Genomic DNA, 26,465 nt, shown 5'->3' on the forward strand with positions numbered 1-26,465 from the left:
CTAAACCTCTATTTGCCTCGAGGTGGGAGGCGCTATTTTAGCAGATAGTGCCTTGTTTTGCCAAGTAAAGTTTTGGCGAGGTTTTAGTAGACAGTATAGACAAGTAATCAGCATCAAATAAGCGATAGCAGCTCTCCTAAAAGCACCAATAAAACGGCTGATTTTTATCCAAATAGATTGAATGTCAGCCTAAGCTGTGCTTAAGTAGAGACTAAGCTATATCTTCATATAAACACTATTAAAGCCCGCTTATTCACCATACGTATTTAAGCTGTAATGTATAGTCATAACGATAACAATGCTGATAACCTACAGCACGATAAATAGAACAATCTTTGGCCATCACTCTAGGAGATAGTGTGTCAAAACAAGAGTTAGTATTCGACGACGACTTGTTTGTTTTTGAGACAGTGATGCGTGTACGTCATACGGAAGCCGACGCAGGACAGCACATGACGGTCGAATCTCTGACAGCGCTATTGTCCGAAGCACGGCTAAGATTTTTATACGCTAAAGGTGTCAAAGAAATCAACGCAGACCATCAAGGCTTGATTATAGATAAATTGCAGCTAGATATTGTGAGCCGTATCCGCGTACGAGAAGAGCTATTATTTGAAGTGGGTGTCGAGCCTATATATGATAATGGCGGTAATATAATCCTAAAGGTCACGCGGATGCACACGGGCGAGATAGTAGCAAAAGCGCGCCAGCATTTTCTAGGTTACGACTTTAACCTCAATAAAGTGACTAAGCTTGATAACTCAATCAAAGAAGCGCTATATCCGCATTTATTTAGACTGTAGAATCGCTTGTTATCAATAGTATGTTTTCATTTAGCATAATTGCACTCTATAGCGCATTTAGCTGACATCATATTGCTAGCTGTCAGCATATTGCAGAGCATTTCAGATAATCTCCCCGCTTTAATCATAAGTAGTATAATTGCTTATCACTCTTTTTCACTTTCTACCTATAAGACGACAAATACATTATGACTTTACCTGCTTGGCTGACTGCCGTAACTTTTAATGATGATGGTTTGATTCCTGCAATTGCTCAAGATCATCAGACAGGTCGTATTTTGATGATGGCGTGGATGAATGCAGAAGCATTGCAGCTAACCGCGCAAACCCAAACAGCGGTTTATTTTTCACGCTCACGTGCCAAGCTGTGGCATAAAGGTGAGTCATCAGGTCATACGCAAACTGTGCATGATATTCGTCTAGACTGTGATGCAGATGTGATTGTGCTTAGTGTCACTCAGGCTGGCGGCATTGCTTGCCATACGGGACGCGAATCTTGCTTTTATCAGCGTTTGGATTTATCAGGTCAAACGCCTGAATGGCAAACTGTCGATAAAGTATTAAAAGACCCTGCAGATATTTATCATTCTCATGACTCTACTAGCGAAACTCTTGAAATTGAAAACACTGGTTCGAATACTGACTCTGATACTATCCAAGCACAAGCTGATACTGCTCAAGCACAAGTCGATAAAGCCTCTGTATTGCAGCAGCTCGATAGCGTATTAGCAGAGCGCAAACAAGCCGATGCCAACAGCTCTTATGTGGCCAGTCTGTATGCCAAAGGATTAAATAAAATATTAGAAAAAGTCGGTGAAGAGAGTACAGAAAGTATCATCGCTGCCAAAGATTTTGCTCACTGTGATGAGAGTACAGACAAAGCCAGCTACGATGAAGCTCGTCATGAGCTAATCTATGAAGTCGCCGATGTTTGGTTCCATACCTTAGTCGGACTGGCCTGGTTTGATATAGAGTCGGATGCTGTGTTAAATGAGCTAGGCAGACGTTTTGGGTTATCCGGTATCGATGAAAAAGCCGCTAGATAAGCCTAAATAAAAAATAAACGTCTATTTTATTGGATTATTGTTGCTTTCACCTATTTGTAATAAGTGCAGGTTATAATATAGCTCTGTTTTATCTCGCATTATATGTCGATGCTTTTTGTTTGCTAGATAGACCCTTTTGCAAACTAAAAGCAGGCATATAAAGACTGAAAACCAAGTCTCAAAACTAGGTCACAAAACCAGGTCACAAGGATACCATTATGGGTAGTTTTTCTATTACACATTGGCTGATACTATTGGTCGTTGTCGTTGTCGTGTTTGGCACCTCAAAACTCAGAAATGCTGGTAAAGATTTGGGCGGTGCTGTCAAAGGCTTTAAAGAAGCTGTTAAAGATGAAAATACAGAGCATGCCAAAAAACACGCGGTTCTTGACCACGATGCAACGGCACACACTGAAGAGCGCTCAACCACCAAGGTTGATGATAAGCATAACGTATAGCATCTAAACAGTGACATCGGACCATTATGTTTGATATCGGGTTTTCTGAACTACTCCTCTTTGGCGTTATCGCCCTAATCGTACTGGGCCCAGAAAAACTGCCGCAGGCAGCGCGCACAGCTGGGCAATGGTACGCCAAAATTCGCCGCACAGTCTCAACATTGCAGTCTGAAATAGAGGCTGAGCTTGACTTAGCTGAGACGCGTCAGCAAATGCAAAAAGAGCTCGCCAAAATTCGCCAGACCGAAGCGGAAATGAGGCGCGAGATGGCTGAGATGCGCGGTAATATGAAAGCTTTTGAAAGCTCACATAGCCCTGCTTCGCTAGATTCTGAAACTGCTACGAATGCTGCAAACAGCAAAGGCGACGAAGCTGATGAAAATAACCGCACACAAAAGCAGCAACCAGCCACGCCAAAAGCCTTCGACTATGCTTATGCCACTGACGAGCAGCCAGATACATTGGAAAATAGTCAATTATCGAAAGGCGGTCACAGCGGTGACAATATAAATGATCCAAATGTAGATGATGCAAATGTGAGTGACAACGCCAAAGCAGCACCAGCTGTTCAGACCATCACTACCCGACCTTGGGAAAACATGTGGTTTCGACTTGGCGCTTATGACAAAGCACGTCGGCTCCCAATGCCACCATATGTGCCAAATTATAAAGCTGACGCCCTACTCAACAGTCCTACCAACATGCAGACTTCTGACCATAAACAGGAGACTGATTGATGTCATTATTCAAGCGCAAAAAAAGTCGTCAAGAGAAAATCGCTGTTTCTGCCATTACTGACCAAGACGTTATTGATCAAGATACTGAAACAAAAACCAATACCACTCAAGATAAAAAATCAGAGGATGTTTTAAGCCCTTTGGCCGATATGCCTATTACCGAGCATTTGATTGAGCTGCGTCGGCATTTGATCAAAATATGTGTGGCAGTACTGATAATATTTTTAGGTTTGGTCGGCTATTCGCGCGAGCTATATAACTTTTTATCTGATCCACTAGTTGCGCAACTGCCTGCCAACTCGACCATGATTGCCACGGATATCACGTCAAACTTTATGGCGCCGATACGTCTGACCGTATTCGTAGCCGCGTTTTTGGCGATGCCCTATATCCTTTATCAAATTTGGTCATTTGTAGCGCCCGGTCTGTATAAAAAAGAAAAGAAAATTGCTATTCCAGTGCTGCTATCCTCTATATTTTTGTTTTATGCTGGTGTGGCTTTTTCTTACTTTATTGTGCTCAAAGGGGTCTTAAAGTTCTTTATCATGTTTGCCCCGCAAAACGTACTACCCATGACAGATATCGACAGCTATCTCAGTTTTGCCTTAAAATTATTTATGGTATTCGGCTTAACGTTTGAAATTCCAGTCGTTACTTTGCTATTGATATTGGCAGGTATTGTCTCCATTCAGAGCTTAGAAGAAAAACGTCGTTATATCATTGTGGGCTGTTTTGCTGTGGCTGCCGTTGTCACGCCGCCCGATGGCGTATCGATGCTCATGCTGGCGATTCCGATGTGGTTATTGTTTGAGCTTGGTTTGTTTTTGGCGAAGATTCTAATCAAAGAAGAGCCCAGTCCTACTCTCGTATCGACAGACAAAGAATAAAACACTTATCAGTCTAATCTGGACTAAAATAAAGTTATTGATTACATATAGCTATGCGTTAAACTACCATTACACCGTTTTATTCTTGCCTCATTAGTAAGCTGATTGCTTATTATCACGTTTTAGCATCACCATCATCTATAAGCCATTGTTTACCCAGTGGCTTTTTTTGCCCCTTTTGTTTTTAATCAATTTTTGTATTTAGGTAGCTTTATTATGTCCGCATCTATGCCAGCTTATATGAGCGATCCCACTGACGAGCAGCTGAGCGCGCTGAATATGGCGATGGATCACAAGTCGTTTAAAGTGGTTGCTTATGCGGGCGCCGGTAAGACAACGACGCTCAAGCTAATCGGTGAGCGCTTACGTGGACGCGGACTATATCTGGCTTTTAACAAAGCGATTGCCAATGATGCTCGTTCAAAGTTTCCGCCACATGTAGAGTGCCGTACTTTTCACTCATTAGCTTATCGTCATGTTGCTCGTGATATTACCGCCAAGCTATCTTTGCCACGCTTTTCACCTAAGCGTCTCGGTGATGATTTGGGACTACAGCCTGTACAAGTACGTCGACAAATGGATGGGGTTAATAAATATATTACGCTGACGCCAGCACGACTATCGCGTTTCGTCAGCGATGCGGTCAGTAACTTCTGTAGCACGCATGCCAGCTACCCTGCGCCAAGGCACATACTGTTCCCAAGCTGGCTCGATGACTCAGATGCAGAACAGTTACGCGAGATGCTCTACCCTGCTGTTGAGCAGCGCTGGTTACAGTCGATTGATGCGCGTCACCCTGCTGGTATTGGCCATGATATTTATCTTAAGCTGTGGGCCTTATCTAAACCTAGTATTCCAGCGGACTTTATTTTATTTGACGAAGCACAGGATGCTGACCCATTGATGATGGGTATTTTGACCCAGCAGTCGAGACAAGTCATCTATGTGGGCGATGCGCACCAGCAGATTTATGAATGGCGCGGCGCGGTCAATGCGATGAAAAAGTTGCCATTGCCGCAGACATTATTGACGCAATCTTTTCGCTTTGGTGAGCCGATTGCAGAAGTGGCCAATACCTTATTAAAAGCACTACAAGAAGACGTACCGCTAAAAGGCAATCCGAATAAACAGTCCTCTACCGATAAGGGCATGGTACACAGTAAAAAAGATGCTATTTTATGCCGTACCAATGCGGCTGCCATGTCGCAGCTGTTGACAGGTTTAAAGCACGGGCATCGAGTGGCATTACAAGCAGATACCGACCGTATGCTCAAATTCTGTCAGGCAGCCGAAAACTTAAAAAATGGTAAATCAGCTTACGGTGTACCTGAGCTGGCGTATTTTTATAACTGGAGTGATGTGCAAGAGTACGCTGAGACTAACGAAGGTAGTGATCTAAAAACACTGGTCAAACTGGTCGATGACCACGGTACCAATGTCTTGAGTAAAGCGGTCAATAGTCTGACCAGCATTGAAAACGCTGACTATGTCATCTCTACCGCGCATAAAGCCAAAGGGCTCGAATGGGGGAAAGTACAGTTAGATGATGATTTTTACTACGATGTGACCACCAATGCGGTTAAGGTCAGTCCAGAAGAGCTGCGTTTGCTCTACGTTGCTTGCACGCGTGCGCAAAGTAATTTGGATATTCATAATATTAAAGACCTGATATCAGGATTGCAGACGGGCAAAAAAGTGATTTTTGGCAATACTTAATTACTCTCTACCTCTATCAGTCTCAAGTTTTATTCAATCTCTCTTATAACGACCCTTTAGCAGTGAATCACCAGCATGAATAATAGCCAGCAACTTCAAGAACGTCAAAATACCATTAATCAGTTATTTGCGACTCCCGTGCGTTTGCTCGCACCTATGGAGGGCTTGACCGATCCATTAATGCGCCAAATCTTAACCCAAATTGCGTCTGACTTGGGCCGTCCTTATGATTGGTCAGTCAGTGAATTTATCCGTATCACTCAGCATGTCTTGCCTGCGCATGTGTTTTATAAATATGTGCCTGAGCTACATCATGATGCCAAAACAGCATCTGGTACGCCCATTCATGTACAGATTCTGGGTAGCGAAGCGCAGCTTATGGCCGAAAACGCCGCATACGCTTGTGAGCTTGGTGCGCCTGCTATCGACATCAACTTTGGCTGTCCTGCAAAAACGGTCAACAGCCATCGCGGTGGTTCTGTATTGTTAGATGAACCTGAAACCATGTATCAGATTATCAGTGCCATACGTCAAGCCGTTCCCGCCCATATACCAGTATCAGCTAAGATTCGTCTGGGCTATACCGATACCAGTCGCATGGATGATATTCGTGGAGCGATTAACGACAGTGGCGCTGATTGGCTCACCATCCATGCACGCACTAAAACCCAAGGCTATAAGCCGCCTGCCTATTGGGATAAAATTCAGAGTTTTAATGCGCTCGATATTCCAGTCATTGCCAATGGAGAAATTTGGAACATTGAACATGCGCAGAACTGTATGACACAAGCAGGTACACCGCATTTGATGTTAGGTCGCGGCGCAGTAACGCGTCCTGATCTAGTGGCACAGGTTGATAATGATACTGAAAAAAGTACTAACAGCGTAGAGAATACGGCTACATTATTATGGCAAGATTTGATTGCCCATCAGATTAAGTTTTTGGAAGGTGAGGCAAAGAACGACGTGGTATTGGTTGGACGCTATAAGCAATGGCTAGGTATGCTCACCAAAGGCTATGTTGAGGCGCAAACAGTGTGGGAAGGTATCAAACGAGAGAAAAATAAAGCGGTAATTATTAGCGCACTACAAGCAAGCGTACGAAATTAATCACCTGCTTGTATTTGAGCATTTTGGCAGTTACGGATATTTTTACTAGGGTGTGTCCTCATTTCAAAAATGGAGATAAAAATGAGATAAATTACCGTCAAACGAGAAAAATAGCGTAGATAATATCGAGATACTAGCAAGCGATTTGACGCTGTTTGGCAAAATTTAGCCATTTTTAATCCGTTTAGATAACTGTCGTTTGAATTGAGGACATGCCCTAGACGCTGACTCGTATCGCTAAATAAAATAGCATTAGACAACATGCCATTGATAATACCCAGAGGATAGAGCGGAACATTGCCAAATTAGTAATATACGCCACACAAAAACCAATTCGTATCATCACATACAGCCAAGCCAATACGTTGATAATCGACTGCGGTACAAAGAGTAGCATAGCAACTATCACTGCCGCCAAAAACACTGGCAAGGTTTCATAGCTGTTTTGTTGTGCTGCATTAGCACGTGCTGCCATGCCTGTCACATTTTGAAAAAATTCGCGAGGATGTGCATTATTTCTGATTCTAAAGCCACCAGATACTTTCGCAACGATTGACACCGCCCATGGCAATAGACTTGCTACCACCATGGCCAAAATGGCAGACGCCACTTTGTCAGTTACCAACTCAAAAAATGCACTTATCATTATATAAGTCCCTAGCCTGCAATCACTTCAAAGTCATGGGTGATATTGACCCCACCTGCTACTAACATACGGCTGGCAGAGCAGTATTTTTCTGCTGATAACTGGATGGCTTTTTCGACTTGTTTTTCTTTGACATCTTGACCAGTGACAACGAAATGCATATGAATATCAGTATAGACCGCTGGTATAGTTTCAGCGCGCTGGGCGGTTAGCTCACAACGTACATCCGTCACTGCTTGGCGTGATTTTTGTAAAATCTCTACGACATCATAACTGGCGCAACCACCTAGTCCTAGCAAAATCAGCTCCATTGGGCTTGAGCCTTTTTCTTTATCAGCATCGATTTGTACATTATGTCCTGATGGTGACACACCCATAAAGGCTTTATTCTCTTGCCATATGACGCTTGCTTTTGATTCTGACATTGTAGATGTTCCTTATTTTAAATGGCGTATTGCCTATTATTATTGTGTGAATGATATATTGCCCAGCTAGTGTAGCATAAGCCAAAGCAAGATTTTATAGGCTCATTGTTTTGCTGTTAGCTCGCCAGTGAACTCTGTACTTTTACCACTTTATACATATCGGAATATTGAAGTTCGATAGCTTACTAAATAATCGTATGTCCATACGTCTATTACTACTCTTCAACTCTTGCCTAAAAATTCCTCATAAAAAACTACAAAAGTTTGCTCTTAAATAGTGGATTTTAAAAGGTAAAACTCGTGAAACATTTTATAGCAAAATACTGTTACACATTTTGCTTGTTTCTTGGTTTAATAACGGTAATGAATCTTGTTTTGAGCGAATACCGATAACAATCACCTTATAATAATTACGATTGCTGTCACGGTTTCAAGTCAAAACAAGCTATTTTTAAACAAATTAAAAGGTTTAGTCATGATAGATGCAGACGGCTTTCGCGCCAACGTCGGCATCATCTTGGCAAATACACAAGGGCAGGTTCTGTGGGCAAAACGTATTGGTCACAACGCTTGGCAATTTCCGCAGGGTGGTATCGACCGCGGGGAGACGCCGATGGATGCAATGTATCGCGAGCTCTGGGAAGAGGTCGGCTTACATCCGCGTCACGTAGACTTATTGGCAGTCACGCAAGACTGGTTGCGCTATCGTTTGCCAAAACGTTATGTACGTCATGGTCAGCATCCCTTATGTATTGGGCAAAAACAAAAATGGTTTTTGCTACGCTTAGATGAGCCAAATACTCAACATATCCGCTTTGATGAAGGGAAACCTGAATTTGACCATTGGCAATGGGTCAGCTACTGGTATCCACTCGGACAAGTGATTCACTTTAAACGAGGCGTTTATCGTCGTGCCTTGCAAGAATTGGTACGCGAACTCCCCCTAAAACAAGAGCTGATCATTCCTGAGCAAAATAATCACTTGCTGATGTAATGAGTCACTTAATAGTACGATGCAAAACACCCACGATAGTAGCTAGAATGTTAGCAATTACCGTGGGTGTTTTTTTATAATCTACTAACAGTCATTGTTAGTGACTATGATTATGATTGTCAAACTCTCGGCTAATAATATTCGCCGTGTAGTTTGCTCCCGTATCTCTCTCTGTGCGTAACGTTAAGATGCTTTGAGTGCGGGTACCATAAGTAGGTTTGCTAGTTTCAGTATCGCCAAAAGCGACGGGTTCAATATAAACAGACGATAACATCTGCTCTACTTCAAATGCCACGCCAGTAACAGGCAGTTTGTCTTCTGGTGCTTTGGTACTATCTGACAAGACATTGAAAGCCGCCTCTTGCCAGTACGCAGGTGAGCTATCCTCTGCAATCAATGGCAGCACTTCTTGACGTAGTCGCCCGCGCAACCACTCTGTCTTAAACCAGCTGCCCTCTGGTTGTCCATTAGAGATAACATACAGACCTGAGTATAATGGCGTGGGTGCATGGCCACGATTATTAACGATCACAGCTTGCGCAGCGTCACCAATGATCAGGTTAAAGCCCGCATAATCTTGCAAATCAATCTGCCGTGCAAAATCCATTGGACTTAGAGTTCCTATCAAGAATTCGGTGACCAGCGCGCCCCGCGAGCGCTCATCACTGCTTGCTTGCACCCCATCACGAAAGTTCAACACCGCAGCCCAGCGCCCATTCTGTTCATAATACTCTGCACTCTGCGCTGGTGACGCGTTCTGATGAATGCCTAACCACGTGCCACCGCTTTGTTTATCACGACCAGCATAAATAGGTTGGTCAGACCACTGGTGGAGCGGCTCAGTTGGGCGCTGCAAAAACTCATCACGATTAGACAGTAGTACCAGCGGTAACTCATCAAATAATTGCCAAGCAATAGCGACAATACACATAGCTTTCCTTTTATAATAATTTTCGTTATGCGAGTAATTCTTAATAGAGGCAAAGATATTATTTCAGACTTTACCTATTAATAAGGTAGCACTTACAGGCAGTACTTATTAATTGCCAGTTAGCAATTTATTGGCAGGATAACTAATTTGGGAGGTTGAACGTATTACTTGTGATTGTTTACTTGGTAAGTTAAATTCCCACGCCACCATACCTTGATTATCATTCCAATCTCGCTCAGTCACAGGCGGCGTATGCGTCACCGCAACCTTTAAACTATCGTCACGACTGATAGGTTCACTGCCCAGTACTTGTAAGCGTACGCTACGATTGTGCTGATTGGTAAACTGATAGGCTTTGGTGGTCGTCAGTGTTTGCGTACGGTTTAGCACGCCTTTCTCACCTTGCTTATCTTCATTGGTCAGCTCTTTTACGAGCATATTTGAGTCACGACCAAATCCAATCCCCTGCTCTTTTAGCACTTGATAATTATAACGCGACTGACCTACATAGTTGTCATCACGGTACAACTGTAGCGAACCGTCGACCCAATCCGGCGTCAAAAACGGCGCTGACGCATACCAGTAGGCAGCAGTCTCAACACTTGGCGTACTGCGAATCCAGAGCTTACTATTACCTGCCTGCTCCCCAATCACTGTTCGTACGCGTCTCCCGTCACTCGGAATACTGACCAACTGCGGTAAACGATACTCGATAATGCCATTTTTATTTTGGCTACTGACCGTGAAATTCGGTAGCGGTGCCATAGCTGCCCCTGCTCCTTTATTATAAGCAGGCTCTTCCATCATAACAGGGGACGCATCCATCATAGGTAGCTCGCGTCTTACTCGGGCATCTTCGCTCTCTTCATACAATGATAGGCGCTGCACATATGGCAGTTGCCCCGTCGTACTTTGATTGGGGTTCACGGTGCTGAGTGTCAGTGGTACGTTTGTCCAGTTCTCGCCAGTTTGCTGAGCAATAATCGCAGAGGCTGTGATACTCAATTGATCACTATTTGTGTTTAGACGAGCTTGATACGCAGGTTCCCAACCTGCACCTTGCACTTGATAATGCAACTTAATACTACTTGGCGAGCGACTTGCTGTACGTACACTTACCTGTGTCACCTTGTTAAAGGTCGATGTCGCGCTGCCTGCCATCAGTTGATTCAGTGCGTCTTGGGCACGCGCTTGTCGGTGTTGAATCTCTAAAATTCTTTGGTTAATACTGGTCGCTTGAGTTTCTATATCGCGGGCATTATTGGCAATCGTACTATCCGTATTGACTTGCGTGGCTTTGGTCAGATTTTTCAAATAGGCCTTTGCTAATCGTGCTGCTTCTAATTCAGCATTGATATTGGCTAGGGTATTTTGCTGCGTCTGTACCTTAGCGTCACCTTGATATTGGCATTGGGCTGCCTGTTCACCTGTCAGCTCTTCGATACTGACTTCCCCAACGTTGACATTATCCATCGTTTGTACGCTTAGACTTTCTTTATCCATATAAGGTGACAGGCACGAAAACACTACCGTTTGCTCACCGCTACCTGTGACTGGTAATGCGCGCGTCACGCTTGCCAGCCCTTGATAAATAGTCACTTGCTCGACACTACTGGTGGCTGCCTTTGCCGAAGACAATCCCAAAATAGCACTACTACCAAGTACAAATGGCAAGATAGTAAATCTAGTCATTTGGTTAAGCGGCGGCAATACGCTGCCATGGCCTGTTGAGACAGATGACTCTGTTAATTGTGCGTTCATACATCATTCCTTAGCAGTAAAATCCCTCATGGCAGTCACGCATTGGCTCAACGCGCAAAATAGCAACTATCTTAGAGATATTACCGTAGCCGTTTTACAGGTCTTTGGCAATAAATGCTTTTGGCAGACTGCACTTTTAGCAATAAGCACTTTTAACGATAAATCTCTTCATATGATAGCTATTCAATTTTTAAAATTTGTTTTTTAATACTGCACCATTTTTTTGTTCATCTCCCCTTTATGGTGCAGTTTATTAACCTTCCTGCACTAAATTAATGAATATATTAAACAATACTTAATTATTGCTCAATTATTACACGATTATTGGCTTTTTCTACTTGGCACGGAACTTGAACTCTTAATAAGTGTTCAGGAGCCATATTTTATCTTTTGTGTTTATTTAGGAGATGTCCATGTTTTCGTTACCAACTTTAGCCAATACTCAAGTAGTAGCCCCTCAATCACACGGAAAAATCAAATCGCGTTTATCGTTACTAGCGGTAGCTGTCGTTGGCAGCTTAAGCCTTATTGGATGTCAAAAACCTGCCGAAACTACGGCATCGACAGAGACAACCGCTGAAACGAGTACAGAAACGAGTACAGAAACAACCACTGAGCCTGCTGCTGATGGCGACACCATTAAAGTCGGCATATTACATTCGTTGTCTGGCACCATGGCCATCTCTGAAACCTCTCTAAAAGACACCGCGTTGATGACGATTGATGAAATCAATGCCAATGGCGGCGTGCTAGGCAAGCAACTCGAACCAGTCGTCGTTGACCCTGCTTCTGATTGGCCATTATTCGCTGAAAAAGCCCGCCAGCTAATTACTCAAGATCAAGTGGATGTCATATTTGGTGGCTGGACCTCAGTATCACGCAAATCCGTGTTGCCTGTAGTTGAAGAGTTAAACGGATTGATGTTCTATCCAGTGCAGTACGAAGGACAAGAGCAATCAGAAAATATCTTTTACACTGGTGCGGCACCAAACCAGCAAGCCATTCCAGCGGTCGAGTATTTGATGAGCGAAGAAGGCGGCGGTGCAGAGCGCTTTGTATTGTTAGGTACTGATTACGTTTATCCACGCACCACCAACCAGATTTTAAAGGCATTTTTGAAATCAAAAGGCGTGGCTGATGCAGACATCATGGAAGAGTACACGCCATTTGGTTTTAGCAACTACCAAACCATCGTATCTAACGTTAAAAAGTTCTCAACGGGCAAAAAGACCGCGGTTATCTCGACCATCAATGGCGATTCAAACGTTCCGTTCTATCGTGAACTAGCGAACCAAGGTATCAAAGCGTCAGACATTCCAGTCATGGCATTCTCTGTCGGTGAAGAAGAGCTACGCGGTATCGATACCAGTCTGCTACAAGGGCATTTGGCGGCGTGGAACTACTTTATGTCGATCAAAAACCCAACCAACAGTGCCTTCACCAAACGCTATAAGCAGTATGCATTGGACCAAAAACTACCGAATGCTGAAAAAGTCGTGACCAATGATCCAATGGAAGCGACTTATGTCGGTATCAACATGTGGAAGCAAGCTGTCGAAAAAGCCGGTACGACTGATGTCGATAAAGTACGTATTAGCATGGCGGGACAAACGTTCGACGCACCTTCTGGCTACACGCTAAAAATGGATGAAGAAAACCATCACCTATGGAAGCCTGTCATGATTGGTCAAATTCGTGCCGACGGACAGTTTGATACGATTTTCAAAACGCCAGAAGTTATCCAAGCGCAGCCTTGGAGCGAGTACATTCCTAAATAAGCTGCCCTAAAAATAAAATGATACTGAAAAGCACGTGGATAGTAATTGAATAGTAGGCGGATGGATAAATGACACTAATAACAATCCTAACGCCTACTTTTCACATTTATTTTCAACACTTATTCTCAACTTTTAAATAACACCAAACCTTATCAACTCTTCTATCGCTTAATCCGTTAAGTAGTAGTGGCTAAGGGTTTGTTGTCTGTGAAAAACAGGGAGCCGCACATGCAGCACCATACTTTACGCCCGTTTGTAGGGCAAACATCGTCTAAAAATGGTAATAACCCACAAGCATCAGTCAGTGAAGTCATGCAGCAGGCGGCTCGTTTTTCAATTTATGTGCCTCTGCGGTTACTTGCATTGATAGCATTATGCATAACAACTTTCACCACCACAGCGTATGCGGATCATGATGGTCAGGTACATGACCACGATACGAATACCGTTCATAGTGAGCAATCACTGGTCACGACTGCGAACGTATCTACTTCTACTCAAGCCAGCACCTCAAATATTTCAACAGCAACTACAAGCTCAGGTGATGCCATTCAACAATTCGTGGCCGGCGATTTTAGTAAGCGCCAAGCCATGCTAAGTGATTGGCCAGGATCCGTTGAGAGTTTAGATAGTTTGGTTGAATTTATTGCCAATGATGAGCTATATCAAGGCAACGGTGGGCAAACGTATTTATTGAATAAAGAAGATCAGCTGTTTACTTATCCTGATAAAAAAGAGACTGACGATTGGCCAAGTGATTTATCACAAATCACCCTGACTAATGCCCTTCGCTCAGCGCTTATCTTTGGACAGGCTAAGGTAAAGCTGGCTTCTGACAAGCCCGCACAGCGCCTGCAAGCTGTAGAGATTTTGGCTGACAATATTGACCAAGTAGATCCAGCCATTATTACGACAGCAGCGGCAAATGAAGACAGCGCTAAAGTTCAAAAAGCACTAACCGCACTACAAGCTCGTATTGATTTCAAAAACGGTGACCTACCCACTCAAATCGCAGCCGTAAAGCTACTTGCTGATAGTGATAACCCACAAGTTTTGGTCGATATTGAATCTGCCTTCGCTGCGGATAACTTAGATGCCTCGCTTAAAGCTGCACTTATCGATGCTGAATCTAGCGTGTCACGCCGTATCGAAATCAGCACATGGACCGGCCATATCTTCACCGGTATGAGTACCGCCAGTATTTTACTGCTCGCCGCACTTGGTCTCGCCATTACCTTTGGCTTGCTTGGCGTAATTAATATGGCGCACGGTGAGCTGATTATGATCGGGGCTTATACCACTTATATGGTACAAAACTTCTTTCAAGCTTATATGCCAGATATGGCAGGTTGGTATTTGCTTGCCGCTATTCCAGCCGCTTTTTTAGTCAGCGCTGTCATCGGTATGATTATTGAACGCATTGTGATTCGCCCACTATATGGTCGTGAGCTAGAGACTTTACTAGCGACCTTTGGCGTCAGTCTGATTTTGATGCAGTTAGTACGGATGATTTTCGGTGCGCAGAATGTTGAAGTCAGTAACGTGGCATGGTTAAGCGGCGCCTATCAGGTGTCATCAAGTTTAGTACTGCCTTACAACCGTATTGCCATTATTGGTTTTACCGTCATCGTCGTGGCGCTATTGGTGTACTTACTCAACAAAACGCGCTTTGGATTGTTTATACGAGCTGTCACCCAAAATCGCCAAATGGCACGTGCTGTCGGTATCCCCTCTGCACGTATCGATATGATGGCATTTGGTTTAGGTTCTGGACTTGCAGGCATGGCAGGCTGCGCGCTTGCTCAAGTGGGCAATGTGGGTCCTGATTTGGGTCAAACCTATATCATTGATACGTTTTTAGTTGTCGTCGTCGGCGGTGTCGGCCAAGTATGGGGAGCTGTACTAGCCGCCTTAGGACTTGGAGTCAGCGGTACGATACTTGAGATTGGTATCGGTGCGGTATTGGCAAAGATTGTGTTGTTGGTTCTTGTGATTCTGTTTATTCAGAAACGGCCACAAGGTTTATTTGCACTCAAAGGCCGCTTTGTCGAATAAGGAGACTTCTATGATACTGACCAAATTACTGTCTGATACGCCGCGTAGTGCTGTTTTAATTGGCTTATGTTTTGCCATACTATTGATACTACCTTGGCTACATCTTATGCCGGAGACTTCAGCTTTTCACCTTTCAGCCTACTGGATTACCCTGATTGGTAAAATCATGGCGCTAGCGATGGTGGCATTGGCGCTAGATCTCGTTTGGGGCTATGCCGGTATTTTGAGCTTGGGACATGGCTTGTATTTTGCCTTAGGTGGCTATGCGTTTGGCATGTACCTAACACGTGAGACTGCTGGCGACGCGCTTCCTGATTTTATGCGTTTTTTGAGCTGGACTGAAATGCCCTGGTATTGGGCTGGCACGCAGCATTTTTGGTGGGCAGTCGCACTGGTCGTATTAGTACCTGGATTAGTTGCTTTTATATTTGGTTTTTTTGCTTTCCGCTCAAAAATTAAAGGCGTTTATTTTTCTATCATCACTCAAGCCATGGTCTACGCGGCAGCCTTACTGTTCTTCCGTAATGAGACAGGCTTCGGCGGCAATAACGGCTTTACTGGTTTTACCACCCTTCTCGGCTACGACATTACCGCTGCCTCTACTCGTTCAATGCTGTGCTTTGTCACGGCCTTAGCATTGTTAATTTCTTATATGGGTTTGCGTCATTTAATGAACCAACCTTATGGTCGAGTACTTGGTGCGATTCGTGACAGCGAAAACCGCCTGCAATATTTGGGCTACCGTACATTATGGTACAAGCTATCCGCTTGGGTATTATCCGCTGTCATCGCTGGTGTCGCTGGTGCGCTATACGTGCCACAAGTCGGAATTATCAATCCGAGTGAGATGAACCCAGTGAACTCAATTGAGATAGCCGTCTGGGTAGCGACTGGTGGTCGAGGAAGCTTAATTGGCGCGATTTTAGGAACTGGTGTGGTAAATGCTGTGAAAACCTACTTTACCGTCGCCTACCCTGAGTTTTGGCTATTGATATTAGGCGGACTGTTCGTCGTCGTGACGTTATTTTTACCCAATGGCATTATGGGCTTGTTCGATCGCTTCAAAAAGGAGAAACAATAATGCTAAATGATAAATCACCATCGACCGAACAATCGACTAAGGCGCTGTCTGAATATGATCATACTGATGGACGTGACGGTCTCAGTCATCCCAAAAAATCTGGCGTCGATTTTAGCCATGGTATTGCATTATATTTAGAAGATTTAAGTGTTTGGTTTGATTCGTTTCGCGCACTCAACAATCTGTCACTCTATATCGAAGAAGGCGAGCTACGCTGTATCATCGGCCCCAACGGCGCTGGCAAAACCACACTAATGGATGTCATTACAGGTAAAACCCGCCCTACCGAAGGCAGCGTGTTTTTTGGTCAGACTCACAACCTTGCCAGCTTATCTACCGAACAAATCGCTGAAGCAGGTATCGGCCGTAAGTTTCAAAAACCTACTGTCTTTGAGAATTTTACGGTAATGGATAATCTGTTACTTGCTGCGCCAAAAGACAAACGTGTGGTTAAAAGCTTATTTAACAAACTCAATGCCGATACTCGCGATACCCTCGACGCGACCCTACAACAAATTCGCCTGATCGATAAGATCAATAAACCTGCTGGCTTGCTCTCACATGGACAAAAGCAATGGCTAGAGATTGGCATGCTTTTGATGCAAAGCCCCAAGCTAATTCTGCTTGATGAGCCTGTGGCCGGTATGACTGATGCAGAAACTGAACATACCGCTGAGCTGTGTCTACGCCTTAAAAAGAATCATACCTTAGTAGTAGTTGAGCATGACATGACCTTTATCGATGCTATCAGTGAAAAAGTCACAGTATTGGCACAAGGGGCGATTTTGGCCGAAGGTACGTTAGCGGAAGTGCAAGCCAATGAAGCAGTGATTGAGTCCTACTTAGGTCGATAGCTAAACGTATCATCTAGACGAGCCAAACGAACATTCCCTTTGAAATATTAGAAAAGTTTTAGAGTTTAGGAGACAGCCATGTTACAAGTGAACGATATCAACCAGTATTACGGCGGCAGTCATATTTTACGAGATGTCTCGTTTACAGCGCCTGTAGGCGCATGCAGCGTGGTACTTGGACGTAATGGCGTGGGCAAAACTACTCTGCTTAAATGCCTGATGGGGATACTACCGATTAAATCAGGAGAAATTTTGCTTAATGATAAAGACATCAGCAAGATGTCTCCAGAGCAACGGGTACGAGCAGGATTGGCTTATGTACCACAAGGCCGCGATATTTTTTCGACACTGACGGTAGAAGATAACATATTAATTGGTATGGCCAAGTTTTCACGCAGTAAGGCCAAACATGTACCCAAGCATTTATACGATATTTTTCCGGTACTCGATGAGATGAAACATCGCCGCGGTGGTGATTTGTCTGGTGGTCAGCAGCAGCAACTTGCTATCGCCCGTGCCTTAGCCTCCGAGCCGACTGTGTTAATTTTAGATGAGCCAACTGAGGGTATACAGCCTTCTATCATCAAAGATATTGGCCGAGTACTACGTGACTTGGCTGACAAAGGTGACATGGCCATTGTACTGGTTGAGCAGTTCTATGAATTCGCCGAAGATCTTGCTGACAATTACACGGTATTATCACGCGGCAAGGTAGTCTCACAAGGCGCAGGCGACACGATGGTCGAAAACAAAGTACAAGACTTAGTCGCCATCTAGCTGCATTTACTTAGCTATATTGGCTTAACTGCGTTTATTTACGAACACTTGGTAGTGACCGCTTAAAACAACAGAAATCACGCTTTTATTCTGAGCTGCTAGCTACCAAGATTACATATCATCACGAAAACACTCCTTAATTAAAGTCACTTTTTACCTCACTTCTTATTTTTTGACTCTTAGCCTATATATTCTGTGCCATTTCAAAAACTCACATTACCAATATCCTCTGATTGGCGTCATAGCAATTGTGTATGCCCATTGAACGAAATTTGCTATTATAGTCAGCATTTTATTATCAATATTATGATGCCCTTATGATGATTCATCCTCAGTACGATCCTGTAGCATTAGCAGTTGGACCTGTCGAAGTCCATTGGTATGGGCTGATGTATTTGTTGGCATTTGCCGCCGCTTACGGACTGGCATGGCACCGCAGTACCAAGCGTGAAGGCTGGACGACAGATATGGTCTCTGACCTAGTGTTTTTTGGCGCACTTGGTGTGATATTAGGTGGCCGTGTCGGCTATGTATTATTTTATCAGTTCGGTGAGCTACTCCAAAACCCTGCCTATCTGTTCAAGGTCTGGGAAGGCGGTATGTCATTCCATGGCGGTCTGATTGGTGTCATGTTGGGTATGCTGTATTTTGCCCGCAAATATAAAAAGACACCTTTCCAAGTGCTCGATTTTGTCGTTCCCTGCGTACCAACTGGTTTATTGTTCGGACGTATTGGTAATTACATCAATGCCGAACTATGGGGCCGCATATCTGACGGTGGCTATAACTGGTTGACCTACTTCCCGCAGGCCGCTAGTGTTGATATGCAGCAGCTACAAGCTAATCCTGCGCTACAAGATCTGATGACTGAAGTCAATGGTCAGTACCTGTTGCCTCGTCACCCGTCGCAACTGTATGAAGCCCTTGCAGAAGGTCTCCTGTTATTTCTATTCTTGTGGTGGTACTCATCGAAGCCCCGTCCTCGGATGGCAGTGACCGGTGTCTTTATGCTTGGTTATGGCTTTAGCCGCTTTATCATTGAGTTCTTTCGCCAGCCAGACATCGACCAAGGATTCATCTTGCTGGGTTGGATGACCAAAGGTCAGATACTAAGCGCCCCAATGATAATTATCGGTCTGTTCTTGATCGGTTACGCTTACAAACGTGGCATCTACGACTGGGGTAAGCAAGCTGCTTATTAAGCCTACCCTTTTGTGATAAAGGTTGATGACTTAAAATAGGGTAAGCTGTCAAAACGCTTATCCTAGCAATACTTTCAATAATGACAGTGTATATATCGACTATCCATCTAGCCTGTATGTACTGTCAGCAGTAACTAAAGAGCATTTTATGATCAATGGCACCCAAAGTAATAACGAGCAAGGCTATTTAGATTTACTACGCCACGTTCTCGACAATGGCAGCGAAAAAGGCGATCGTACTGGTACTGGTACGCTTAGCCATTTTGGCGCGCAGCTACGCTTTGACTTAGCAGATGGCTTTCCACTGCTAACGACCAAAAAGGTTCACTTTAAATCTATCGCTTATGAACTATTATGGTTTTTAAGTGGCAGCACTCATGTCGATTATCTACAACAGAATAATGTTCGTATCTGGAATGAGTGGGCGACAGCAGAACAGACAGCACGCTTCAACAGACCTGCTGGTGATTTGGGTCCTATCTATGGTCATCAATGGCGTAACTACGGCGCGACCAAAAATGAAGATGCCAGTTATAACGCTGATGGCGTCGATCAAATCGCACAGGTCGTTGAGCAAATCAAAACAAACCCTAACTCGCGCCGCTTGATTGTGTCAGGCTGGAATCCAGGTGAGGCAGAGCAAGTAGCCCTACCACCATGTCATACGTTATTTCAGTTCTTTGTCGCAGACAATAAGCTGTCATGCCAGCTGTATCAGCGTTCGGCTGACTTATTTTTAGGTGTGCCTTTCAACATTGCGAGCTATGCGCTATTGACTCATATGATCGCGCAGGTGTGTGGTCTAGAAGTTGGAGAGTTTGTTTGGACAGGTGGTGATTGCCATATCTATCAAAACCACCGTGAACAGGCTGAGCTACAGTTAACACGCTCGCTATATAAACTGCCGACATTGTCTTTGAATCCTGATGTTAAAGACATATTTGCGTTTGAGTACGAAGACATTAGCGTCAATGACTATGAGTCGCACCCTGCTATCAAAGCCAAAGTTGCCGTATAAAGTTAGTTTGATTAACTACGCTAAATAAAAGTAAAACTTAAGAATATAATAAAAAGGATATATTATGAGCTATGCCCATACCGAAGTTGCCCAAATCGCTGCTATTAGTAGCAATCGTTGTATCGGCAAAAACAATGAGCTACCGTGGCATATCTCAGCAGATTTGCAACATTTCAAAAGCATGACGACCAAAGAAAATGATAGTAAGATTCAAGGTATTGTGATCATGGGTCGTAAGACATTTGAGTCGATGGGTAGCAAACCATTACCAAAGCGTGTGAGCTTTATTGTTACGACACAGATGGATTATGCTGAGACGAAAGGTCTTACAGATAGCAGCAATGCTTATGTGGTACACAACCTAGACGACGCTCTGACACAGGCAGCTAGCCTAGCACATGGCGCGCATCTCGATACGATTTGGGTAATTGGCGGAGAGCGCGTATTTAGTGATGCTCTGATGTACACCGACCGTATTGAGCTGACTCATGTAAATACTGATATTGCAGACGGCGATGCATTTTACCCTGAGCTGCCAGAACGCTTTAAAGTAGCAGACGAGTCTGAGCAGATGCACGATGAAAAAAGCGATTTAAGCTTTAAATTTACCACTTATAAAGTAGAAACTGATAAGTAGTAAAAGCCTATTAAAAAAGGGGCAATCTTGGATAAGTAAAATTATCCAAGACTGCCCCTTTTTTTTAATCTTCACACAGTCTTATTTATAGTCAATTAATAAGATAAAAACTGATGCTTGATAATATCTAACTCTTTACTCATGCAATACTTTATAAACCGTTTTTGCGAGTACTGGTCCGATACCTTGTACGCCTGCCAACTCCTGCTGTGAAGCACCAAGCAGCTGCTGCATACCACCAAAGTGATTGAGCAAGTCACGACGACGTTTCTCACCCAGTCCCGGTATTACCTCTAATACTGATGACGAGCGACGCTTATCGCGTTTTTTACGGTGAGCAGTAATCGCAAAACGATGCGCCTCATCACGAATATGCATCAGCAAGTGCAATGCTTTGCTATCCATCGGTAAATCTAACGGTTCGTGATCGATAAAGTGCAATACCTCAAGCCCAGCCTTGCGCCCTTCCCCTTTTGCCACACTGATGAGCAAGGTATCGCCAAGAATACCTAACTCAGTTAATACTTCTTTAGCAATGCCAAGCTGACCTTTACCACCATCAACCAATAGTAAATCCGGCAACGGCTGCTTTTTATAACGTCTGGTCAGCACTTGTTTCATCGCCGCATAATCATCGCCACCTTGGATATCATGGATAGCATACTGACGGTAATCGCGACGGCGCGAGCCACCTTGGTCAAACACCACGCAGCTACCAATGGTCGCCTCACCCATCGTATGTGAGATATCGAAGCACTCAATGCGATCAATCGTCCGATCGGTGACAGTCGCCAGTACGTCTTTTAGCACACCAAAGCGCGCATGTAGCTCTAGATAATCGCCAAGCTTGGTTTTTAATGCATTACTGGTATTTAGTGTTGCTAAGTCCAGCCACTCTGAACGGTGCTCACGCACATTGGTCTTGATGACCACCTTGTTGCCGAAATGCGTTGCCAATGCTTCACTAACTGCCACTTGATCTGGTATCTGATGGCTCAATATGATTTCAGCGGGCAAATCATCGGTCACTTGGAAATAAAATGACGTAATAAAAGCCGATAAATTATCCGCTAGCGACTCACTACTATCCACATCAGGGAAATAGTTTTTCCCGCCCAACACACGACCGCCACGTACCGTCAGTACGTTCACACAAGTCATGCCAGCCTGACTAGCAATCGCAATCACATCTGCCTCACCTTGTACGGTATAGACCGCTTGCCTTGCTTGTACTTCACGTAACATAGACAGCTGATCGCGATAAAATACCGCCTTTTCGAAATCTAATGCTTCAGCTGACGCTTCCATCTTTTCAATCAGCGTACTATGGATGTCACTAGAGTCGCCCTTTAGAAAACGAATGGTATTACTCACATCTTCTGCGTACTCTTCTGGCGATACCAAACCGACACAAGGCGCACGACAACGTTTAATCTGATACTCAAGGCAAGGACGCTGACGCTGCTTAAAAAAGGTGTTAGTACATTGACGCATTTGAAACATCTTTTGCATCAATACCAACGTTTCTTTTGCCGCATGTGCAGAGGGAAACGGGCCAAAGAATCGACCCTTTTGATGATTGCCTTTGCCGCGACCGTAGGCTAAACGTGGATAAGGCTTATCGGCTGAGATAAACACATAAAGATAGGATTTATCATCACGCAGCAGCACGTTATAGGGCGGACGATGCTCCTTGATTAGATTCTGTTCAAGCAACAGCGCTTCGGTCTCACTACGCGTAATAATAGTCTCAATATTATGAATCCGCGCCACTAGCGCCCGTGTCTTTGGATGGTCAATCGTCTTGGCAAAATAGCTATTTACCCGACTTTTTAGCGACTTAGCTTTACCAACGTATAATATATCGCCGTTCTTACCCAGCATCTTATACACTCCTGGCAAGTTAGGAAGGCGTTTAATCAGATGCTTAAGACGGGCTTTTTTATCATCGACAGGACTCGATTCTGAGACATTAACCATAGAATTTATTGCTCTTAAAAATCTTAGTAATACTGCTAGTTATGGGGCGGGAGTCATTGTTTTACAAGCTAATTATTATCGCAGTGCTACCCATAAAAAAGCCAGCTTTCGCCGGCTTAGTTTGTTCTATTATCGTTTATGCAATAACCTACTGCTAATGACGGAAGTTTGCCATCAATGCTGGGATACCCGGTAGCATACCGACGATAGCCATGACGCCTGTCAGTACCACGAACATAATACCCGGTATGATCCAGCGGCTCATCTTAGTCAAATTCGCACTACGCTCTTTAGAGCCAATCAAGCCCAAGTTATCAAGCAACAACGTGAGCGACCAACCAAAGGCAGGATTCACCAATGCAGAGGCAAACACCACAATCGCAGCAGACTGCGTGGTTTTGCCTTCACGCGTCATCTCCATACCAGCTTCTAGTAATGGAATAAACACCCCAACGATCAAGGCCACACACATCACTGGTTGCCAGATGGCTAAATCCATTGGATAGCCCCAAACCCCTGCGATAATACAAAATAGAGCCGTCAATAAAGCACCGGCAGGAATTGGACGTTTAGCAATCGCCGCAGGAACAATATACGTTCCCCACGATGACGCAAAGTTGGCGCCGCCCAATACAGAGCCGACTACCTGACGAAATGAAGCGCTAGTCATGGTGTCATCGATATCCATAAGCACTTTTTCAGTACGCTTAGGATAGCTAATTTTTTGAAATACCTGATGGCCCAAAAAATCTGGTGACCACATCGCCACAGCCAAAATAGCAAACGGCAATACTACAATGAAGCTTTCAATCGTCGGCAGACCTAGCATCCAACCTGTATTTTCGCCCCACCAATACATTGGATTCATGTTTGGTAGACCTGGTGCTGTTTTGAACGCAAAAGGTGCGCCCAATGCAAAGGCAAGACCACCACCTAACACACAGCTTAGCGGTACAGCGAGCCAACGCTTCTGCCAATGCTCAAGCAATGCATACAGCAGGATAGTCGCCAGAATAATAAAGAAAGCGATATGTGACATGCCAATCCCTTCTGCCCAAGCAAAGAGATTTTTGACCTGTGACGTGGTTCCGATAAAGCCCAAGTAAATCAAGAGGCCACCGCACACACCTTTACTGGTCAAGTTAGCAAGCAGACTCCCCCCTTTACTAATCGCGAGGAGCAGACCAAAAGCACCGATAAGCAAACCAAAAGCCATCGGGTGCCCACCAGCTGCTACCACAATAGGAATCAGAGGGATTAGTGGGCCGTGAGTACCAGCAAGGTTGGCTGTCGGCAGTAGAAAGCCCGAAAATAAAATAATAAAGAAAGAGACAATCAATAGCTCATAGCGCACGTTTTCTAGAACAAACGCATCACCTAGGCCAAGTGGACCTGCAAAGGTTGCTGCAATGGCGCCCACCATAACAACTTTACCGATGGTCGCGGCCATTGCTGGAATAGTATCTTCGTATTCAAAACGGTAATCACGGAATGGTAAATTAGGACGCCAGCGTTTCGGCTGCATGATTTGTAATTCATGGTTTAAATAAGCATCACGACTGTCGAAACTAGAACTGGGCTTATGCAAATCTACATAACTGCCTTGTACTTGACTGTCGTGGTTTACGTTCGAGGTCGGCGGATTAGACCCTGAAGAGGGGGTCTGAGGGTTACTCATCACATTTCCTTGTGTCGATTACGTCTTTGATTGACTGCACACGCTCTGCTCTAATGTCATAGACCAAAGCGCCTATTACAAACTGCGAACTATTGTATGCCAAGACTTGATGAAATGCGAACCTAAAACCATTTAAAGATACTATGTATCTCATTATAATATATAAACTAAAGTTTCTATTTGAGACAAAATTAACCTTAATAGAAAACTATGAGGAAAAAATCTCTCTGTTATGGACTTTGAATTAGGATAAATGACCATTTTATGGATAATGATTTGCATCTAGATGATTTTTTATCACATAGATGAATAGCAAAGATAGTTATAATAAATAACGATCTTTACTTATAAGTGGGCATAAATATGTCATTTCGGTTACGCTTTAGAGCTAGCGGGCTGAGTACTTTTTAATTATGATAAATACTTTTTATCGATTTATTTCTCAGTGACACTGTGTAAAACCGCATTATTGATACAATCAAAAAATTGAGAAAAAAGGCAACAGGACAAGTTTATGAGCGTATTACCTACCAACCTTGAGACCTTGAAACGTCGGGCCAAGCAAAGCATCATGCCGCTGCTGACACCGCACTTATTAAAGCTGCGCCTTAATACTTATGCACCATACATTGGCGCAGGTATCAAAATCGATCATATCAGTCTCGATCAGGGTTTATGTGTGGTAAGCATGGGACTAAATACTCTGAACAAAAATATCGTCGGTACTCAGTTCGGTGGTAGCTTGTATTCGATGGTTGACCCTTTTTATATGCTTATGCTGATGCATCAACTGGGTAGCAATTATGTAGTGTGGGACAAAAGCTCGCACATTGATTTTGTTGCGCCTGGCAATAGCAAGGTCACTGCGCGCATGAAAATACCTAGCTCTGAAATTATTACTATTCAAGAGCTAGCAAAAGGAGGCGAAGCAGTATTCCGTGAGTATAAAGTCGACATCGTTGATGAGCAGCAAAAGCTAATCGCAACCGTTACCAAGACGTTATACATTAGACTGCGCAAATACAGTAAGTCCAAAGAGCAAATCAACCGCATCGATACGTTTGATGCTCAATAAGTTTTAGCTTATAACTGGCACTGTCAGAGCTGATAAAACTTAAATTATTAATGTTATACATACAAAAACCCCAATCTAGCTTGCGCATAGATTGGGGTTTCGTCTTTTTTGGTATGGCCCGCTTATTTATAAATAAACCTATGAATAAGGGCTTGTATCTACTATTACCTTGTCTTGAGCCAATACTAAAATTATAGGACTAACTCAAAACGGCAAACTTGTGCTTAGATACCAGGTGCAGTATCAACTGCATCAGGTACGCCAGCGTCAGTTTTTTTCTGAGCTGGACGTGGCGCAAGTTTTTCGCGGATACGTGCTGATTTACCAGAACGCTCACGTAAGTAGTACAGTTTCGCACGGCGAACAGCACCGCGACGTTTCACTTCGATGCTATCGATGATTGGTGAGTGCAATTGGAATGCACGCTCAACGCCAACGCCGCTTGAGATTTTACGTACGGTAAACGCTGAGTTTAAACCGCGGTTACGCTTAGCAATTACAACGCCTTCAAACGCCTGTAAACGCTCACGCTCACCTTCACGTACTTTTACTTGTACCACAACGGTATCGCCGGGTGCAAAGCTTGGGCGCTCAAGCAATTGAGCGTTTTCGATGACCTGAACCAATGGATGCTTGTTGCTCATGAGAGTTATCTCCTCACATTAGATAATAGAGGCTTAACGCATATCACCTGTTTGTAATAATTAATCGCATCTCTTTATAGTGAGACACAACGTAAATGGGTTATAACCAACGGCCACTATGTGATGACTCGTTTTATTATTGCTCAAAATTCTGTTTCTTAACTGTTTATCA

At 43.9% G+C, this 26,465-nt stretch carries 24 protein-coding genes; 17 read left to right on the forward strand and 7 right to left on the reverse strand.

What is annotated here, in order from left to right; all coding sequences use genetic code 11:
- The first annotated feature begins 359 nt into the window (after positions 1-359).
- The 7 genes from CXF61_RS10595 to CXF61_RS10625 all read left to right on the forward strand — a co-directional run bounded on the left by CXF61_RS10595 (position 360) and on the right by CXF61_RS10625 (position 6,757).
- The gene (locus CXF61_RS10595; protein WP_165598188.1) at positions 360-803 is read left to right on the forward strand and encodes an acyl-CoA thioesterase; all 444 of its coding nucleotides are present in this window, start codon (positions 360-362) and stop codon (positions 801-803) included.
- A gap of 188 nt (positions 804-991) precedes the next feature.
- Entirely contained in the window at positions 992-1,849 is an 858-nt protein-coding gene (gene hisIE / locus CXF61_RS10600) for a bifunctional phosphoribosyl-AMP cyclohydrolase/phosphoribosyl-ATP diphosphatase HisIE (protein WP_165598189.1), read from the forward strand.
- A 218-nt stretch (positions 1,850-2,067) separates the two neighbouring features.
- The gene (gene tatA, locus CXF61_RS10605) at positions 2,068-2,307 is read left to right on the forward strand and encodes a Sec-independent protein translocase subunit TatA (protein WP_057761945.1); all 240 of its coding nucleotides are present in this window, start codon (positions 2,068-2,070) and stop codon (positions 2,305-2,307) included.
- A gap of 26 nt (positions 2,308-2,333) precedes the next feature.
- The gene (gene tatB, locus CXF61_RS10610; RefSeq protein ID WP_165598190.1) at positions 2,334-3,044 is read left to right on the forward strand and encodes a Sec-independent protein translocase protein TatB; all 711 of its coding nucleotides are present in this window, start codon (positions 2,334-2,336) and stop codon (positions 3,042-3,044) included.
- Positions 3,044-3,931 (forward strand): twin-arginine translocase subunit TatC, encoded by an 888-nt coding sequence (gene tatC, locus CXF61_RS10615; protein ID WP_165598191.1) that lies wholly within the window; start codon positions 3,044-3,046, stop codon positions 3,929-3,931. The genes tatB and tatC overlap by 1 nt, the downstream gene beginning before the upstream one ends.
- Positions 3,932-4,147: 216 nt before the next feature.
- Positions 4,148-5,647, forward strand: a complete 1,500-nt coding sequence (locus CXF61_RS10620) for a UvrD-helicase domain-containing protein (RefSeq protein ID WP_165598192.1) — start codon at positions 4,148-4,150, stop codon at positions 5,645-5,647.
- Positions 5,648-5,722: 75 nt separating this feature from the next.
- Entirely contained in the window at positions 5,723-6,757 is a 1,035-nt protein-coding gene (locus CXF61_RS10625) for a tRNA dihydrouridine synthase (protein WP_165598193.1), read from the forward strand.
- Between the two features lie 217 nt (positions 6,758-6,974).
- On the opposite strand, the gene CXF61_RS10630 is transcribed toward CXF61_RS10625, so the two are convergent.
- On the reverse strand, positions 6,975-7,403 hold the full coding sequence (locus CXF61_RS10630) for an MAPEG family protein (RefSeq protein ID WP_413775337.1): 429 nt from the start codon (positions 7,401-7,403) through the stop codon (positions 6,975-6,977).
- 11 nt (positions 7,404-7,414) lie between these two features.
- Positions 7,415-7,828 carry an OsmC family protein gene (locus CXF61_RS10635; RefSeq protein WP_165598194.1) on the reverse strand — a complete coding sequence of 138 codons (414 nt, stop codon included), beginning with the start codon at positions 7,826-7,828 and terminating at the stop codon, positions 7,415-7,417.
- Between the two features lie 475 nt (positions 7,829-8,303).
- On the opposite strand from CXF61_RS10635, the gene CXF61_RS10640 reads away from it, so the two are divergent.
- Positions 8,304-8,822 (forward strand): RNA pyrophosphohydrolase, encoded by a 519-nt coding sequence (locus tag CXF61_RS10640; protein WP_057761956.1) that lies wholly within the window; start codon positions 8,304-8,306, stop codon positions 8,820-8,822.
- 97 nt (positions 8,823-8,919) lie between these two features.
- On the opposite strand, the gene CXF61_RS10645 is transcribed toward CXF61_RS10640, so the two are convergent.
- Together CXF61_RS10645 and CXF61_RS10650 are read right to left on the reverse strand one after the other, a co-directional pair.
- A complete protein-coding gene (locus tag CXF61_RS10645) occupies positions 8,920-9,753 on the reverse strand; it encodes an NRDE family protein (RefSeq protein ID WP_165598195.1) in 834 nt (277 codons plus the stop codon).
- Positions 9,754-9,861: 108 nt separating this feature from the next.
- Positions 9,862-11,514, reverse strand: a complete 1,653-nt coding sequence (locus tag CXF61_RS10650; RefSeq protein ID WP_165598196.1) for a DUF4139 domain-containing protein — start codon at positions 11,512-11,514, stop codon at positions 9,862-9,864.
- Between the two features lie 413 nt (positions 11,515-11,927).
- Here CXF61_RS10650 and urtA point away from each other — a divergent pair, with 413 nt between their 5' ends.
- The 8 genes from urtA (at position 11,928) to CXF61_RS10690 (ending at position 20,916) form a co-directional block, all read left to right on the forward strand.
- On the forward strand, positions 11,928-13,292 hold the full coding sequence (gene urtA / locus CXF61_RS10655) for an urea ABC transporter substrate-binding protein (protein ID WP_193834214.1): 1,365 nt from the start codon (positions 11,928-11,930) through the stop codon (positions 13,290-13,292).
- Positions 13,293-13,520: 228 nt separating this feature from the next.
- Positions 13,521-15,347, forward strand: coding sequence for an urea ABC transporter permease subunit UrtB (gene urtB, locus CXF61_RS10660; protein WP_319830348.1), 1,827 nt, complete (start codon positions 13,521-13,523; stop codon positions 15,345-15,347).
- Positions 15,348-15,357: 10 nt separating this feature from the next.
- Complete coding sequence (gene urtC / locus CXF61_RS10665) at positions 15,358-16,428, forward strand: urea ABC transporter permease subunit UrtC (protein ID WP_165598197.1); 1,071 nt, start codon at positions 15,358-15,360, stop codon at positions 16,426-16,428.
- 44 nt (positions 16,429-16,472) lie between these two features.
- On the forward strand, positions 16,473-17,282 hold the full coding sequence (gene urtD, locus CXF61_RS10670; RefSeq protein WP_319830349.1) for an urea ABC transporter ATP-binding protein UrtD: 810 nt from the start codon (positions 16,473-16,475) through the stop codon (positions 17,280-17,282).
- A 78-nt stretch (positions 17,283-17,360) separates the two neighbouring features.
- A complete protein-coding gene (gene urtE, locus CXF61_RS10675; protein WP_165598199.1) occupies positions 17,361-18,059 on the forward strand; it encodes an urea ABC transporter ATP-binding subunit UrtE in 699 nt (232 codons plus the stop codon).
- Positions 18,060-18,376: 317 nt separating this feature from the next.
- Complete coding sequence (gene lgt, locus CXF61_RS10680; RefSeq protein ID WP_165598200.1) at positions 18,377-19,261, forward strand: prolipoprotein diacylglyceryl transferase; 885 nt, start codon at positions 18,377-18,379, stop codon at positions 19,259-19,261.
- Positions 19,262-19,409: 148 nt separating this feature from the next.
- On the forward strand, positions 19,410-20,279 hold the full coding sequence (locus tag CXF61_RS10685; protein ID WP_165598201.1) for a thymidylate synthase: 870 nt from the start codon (positions 19,410-19,412) through the stop codon (positions 20,277-20,279).
- A 64-nt stretch (positions 20,280-20,343) separates the two neighbouring features.
- On the forward strand, positions 20,344-20,916 hold the full coding sequence (locus tag CXF61_RS10690; protein ID WP_160022105.1) for a dihydrofolate reductase: 573 nt from the start codon (positions 20,344-20,346) through the stop codon (positions 20,914-20,916).
- A gap of 135 nt (positions 20,917-21,051) precedes the next feature.
- On the opposite strand, the gene uvrC is transcribed toward CXF61_RS10690, so the two are convergent.
- Positions 21,052-22,896, reverse strand: a complete 1,845-nt coding sequence (uvrC, locus tag CXF61_RS10695) for an excinuclease ABC subunit UvrC (protein ID WP_165598202.1) — start codon at positions 22,894-22,896, stop codon at positions 21,052-21,054.
- Between the two features lie 154 nt (positions 22,897-23,050).
- Positions 23,051-24,574, reverse strand: a complete 1,524-nt coding sequence (locus CXF61_RS10700) for a DUF3360 family protein (RefSeq protein ID WP_165598203.1) — start codon at positions 24,572-24,574, stop codon at positions 23,051-23,053.
- A 514-nt stretch (positions 24,575-25,088) separates the two neighbouring features.
- On the opposite strand from CXF61_RS10700, the gene CXF61_RS10705 reads away from it, so the two are divergent.
- The gene (locus CXF61_RS10705; RefSeq protein WP_165598204.1) at positions 25,089-25,649 is read left to right on the forward strand and encodes a DUF4442 domain-containing protein; all 561 of its coding nucleotides are present in this window, start codon (positions 25,089-25,091) and stop codon (positions 25,647-25,649) included.
- A gap of 224 nt (positions 25,650-25,873) precedes the next feature.
- On the opposite strand, the gene rplS is transcribed toward CXF61_RS10705, so the two are convergent.
- Complete coding sequence (gene rplS, locus CXF61_RS10710; RefSeq protein WP_165598205.1) at positions 25,874-26,293, reverse strand: 50S ribosomal protein L19; 420 nt, start codon at positions 26,291-26,293, stop codon at positions 25,874-25,876.
- Positions 26,294-26,465: the final 172 nt, after the last annotated feature.

Source organism: Psychrobacter sp. 4Dc, from assembly GCF_002836715.1.
In the GTDB taxonomy this organism is placed as follows: Bacteria; Pseudomonadota; Gammaproteobacteria; order Pseudomonadales; family Moraxellaceae; genus Psychrobacter.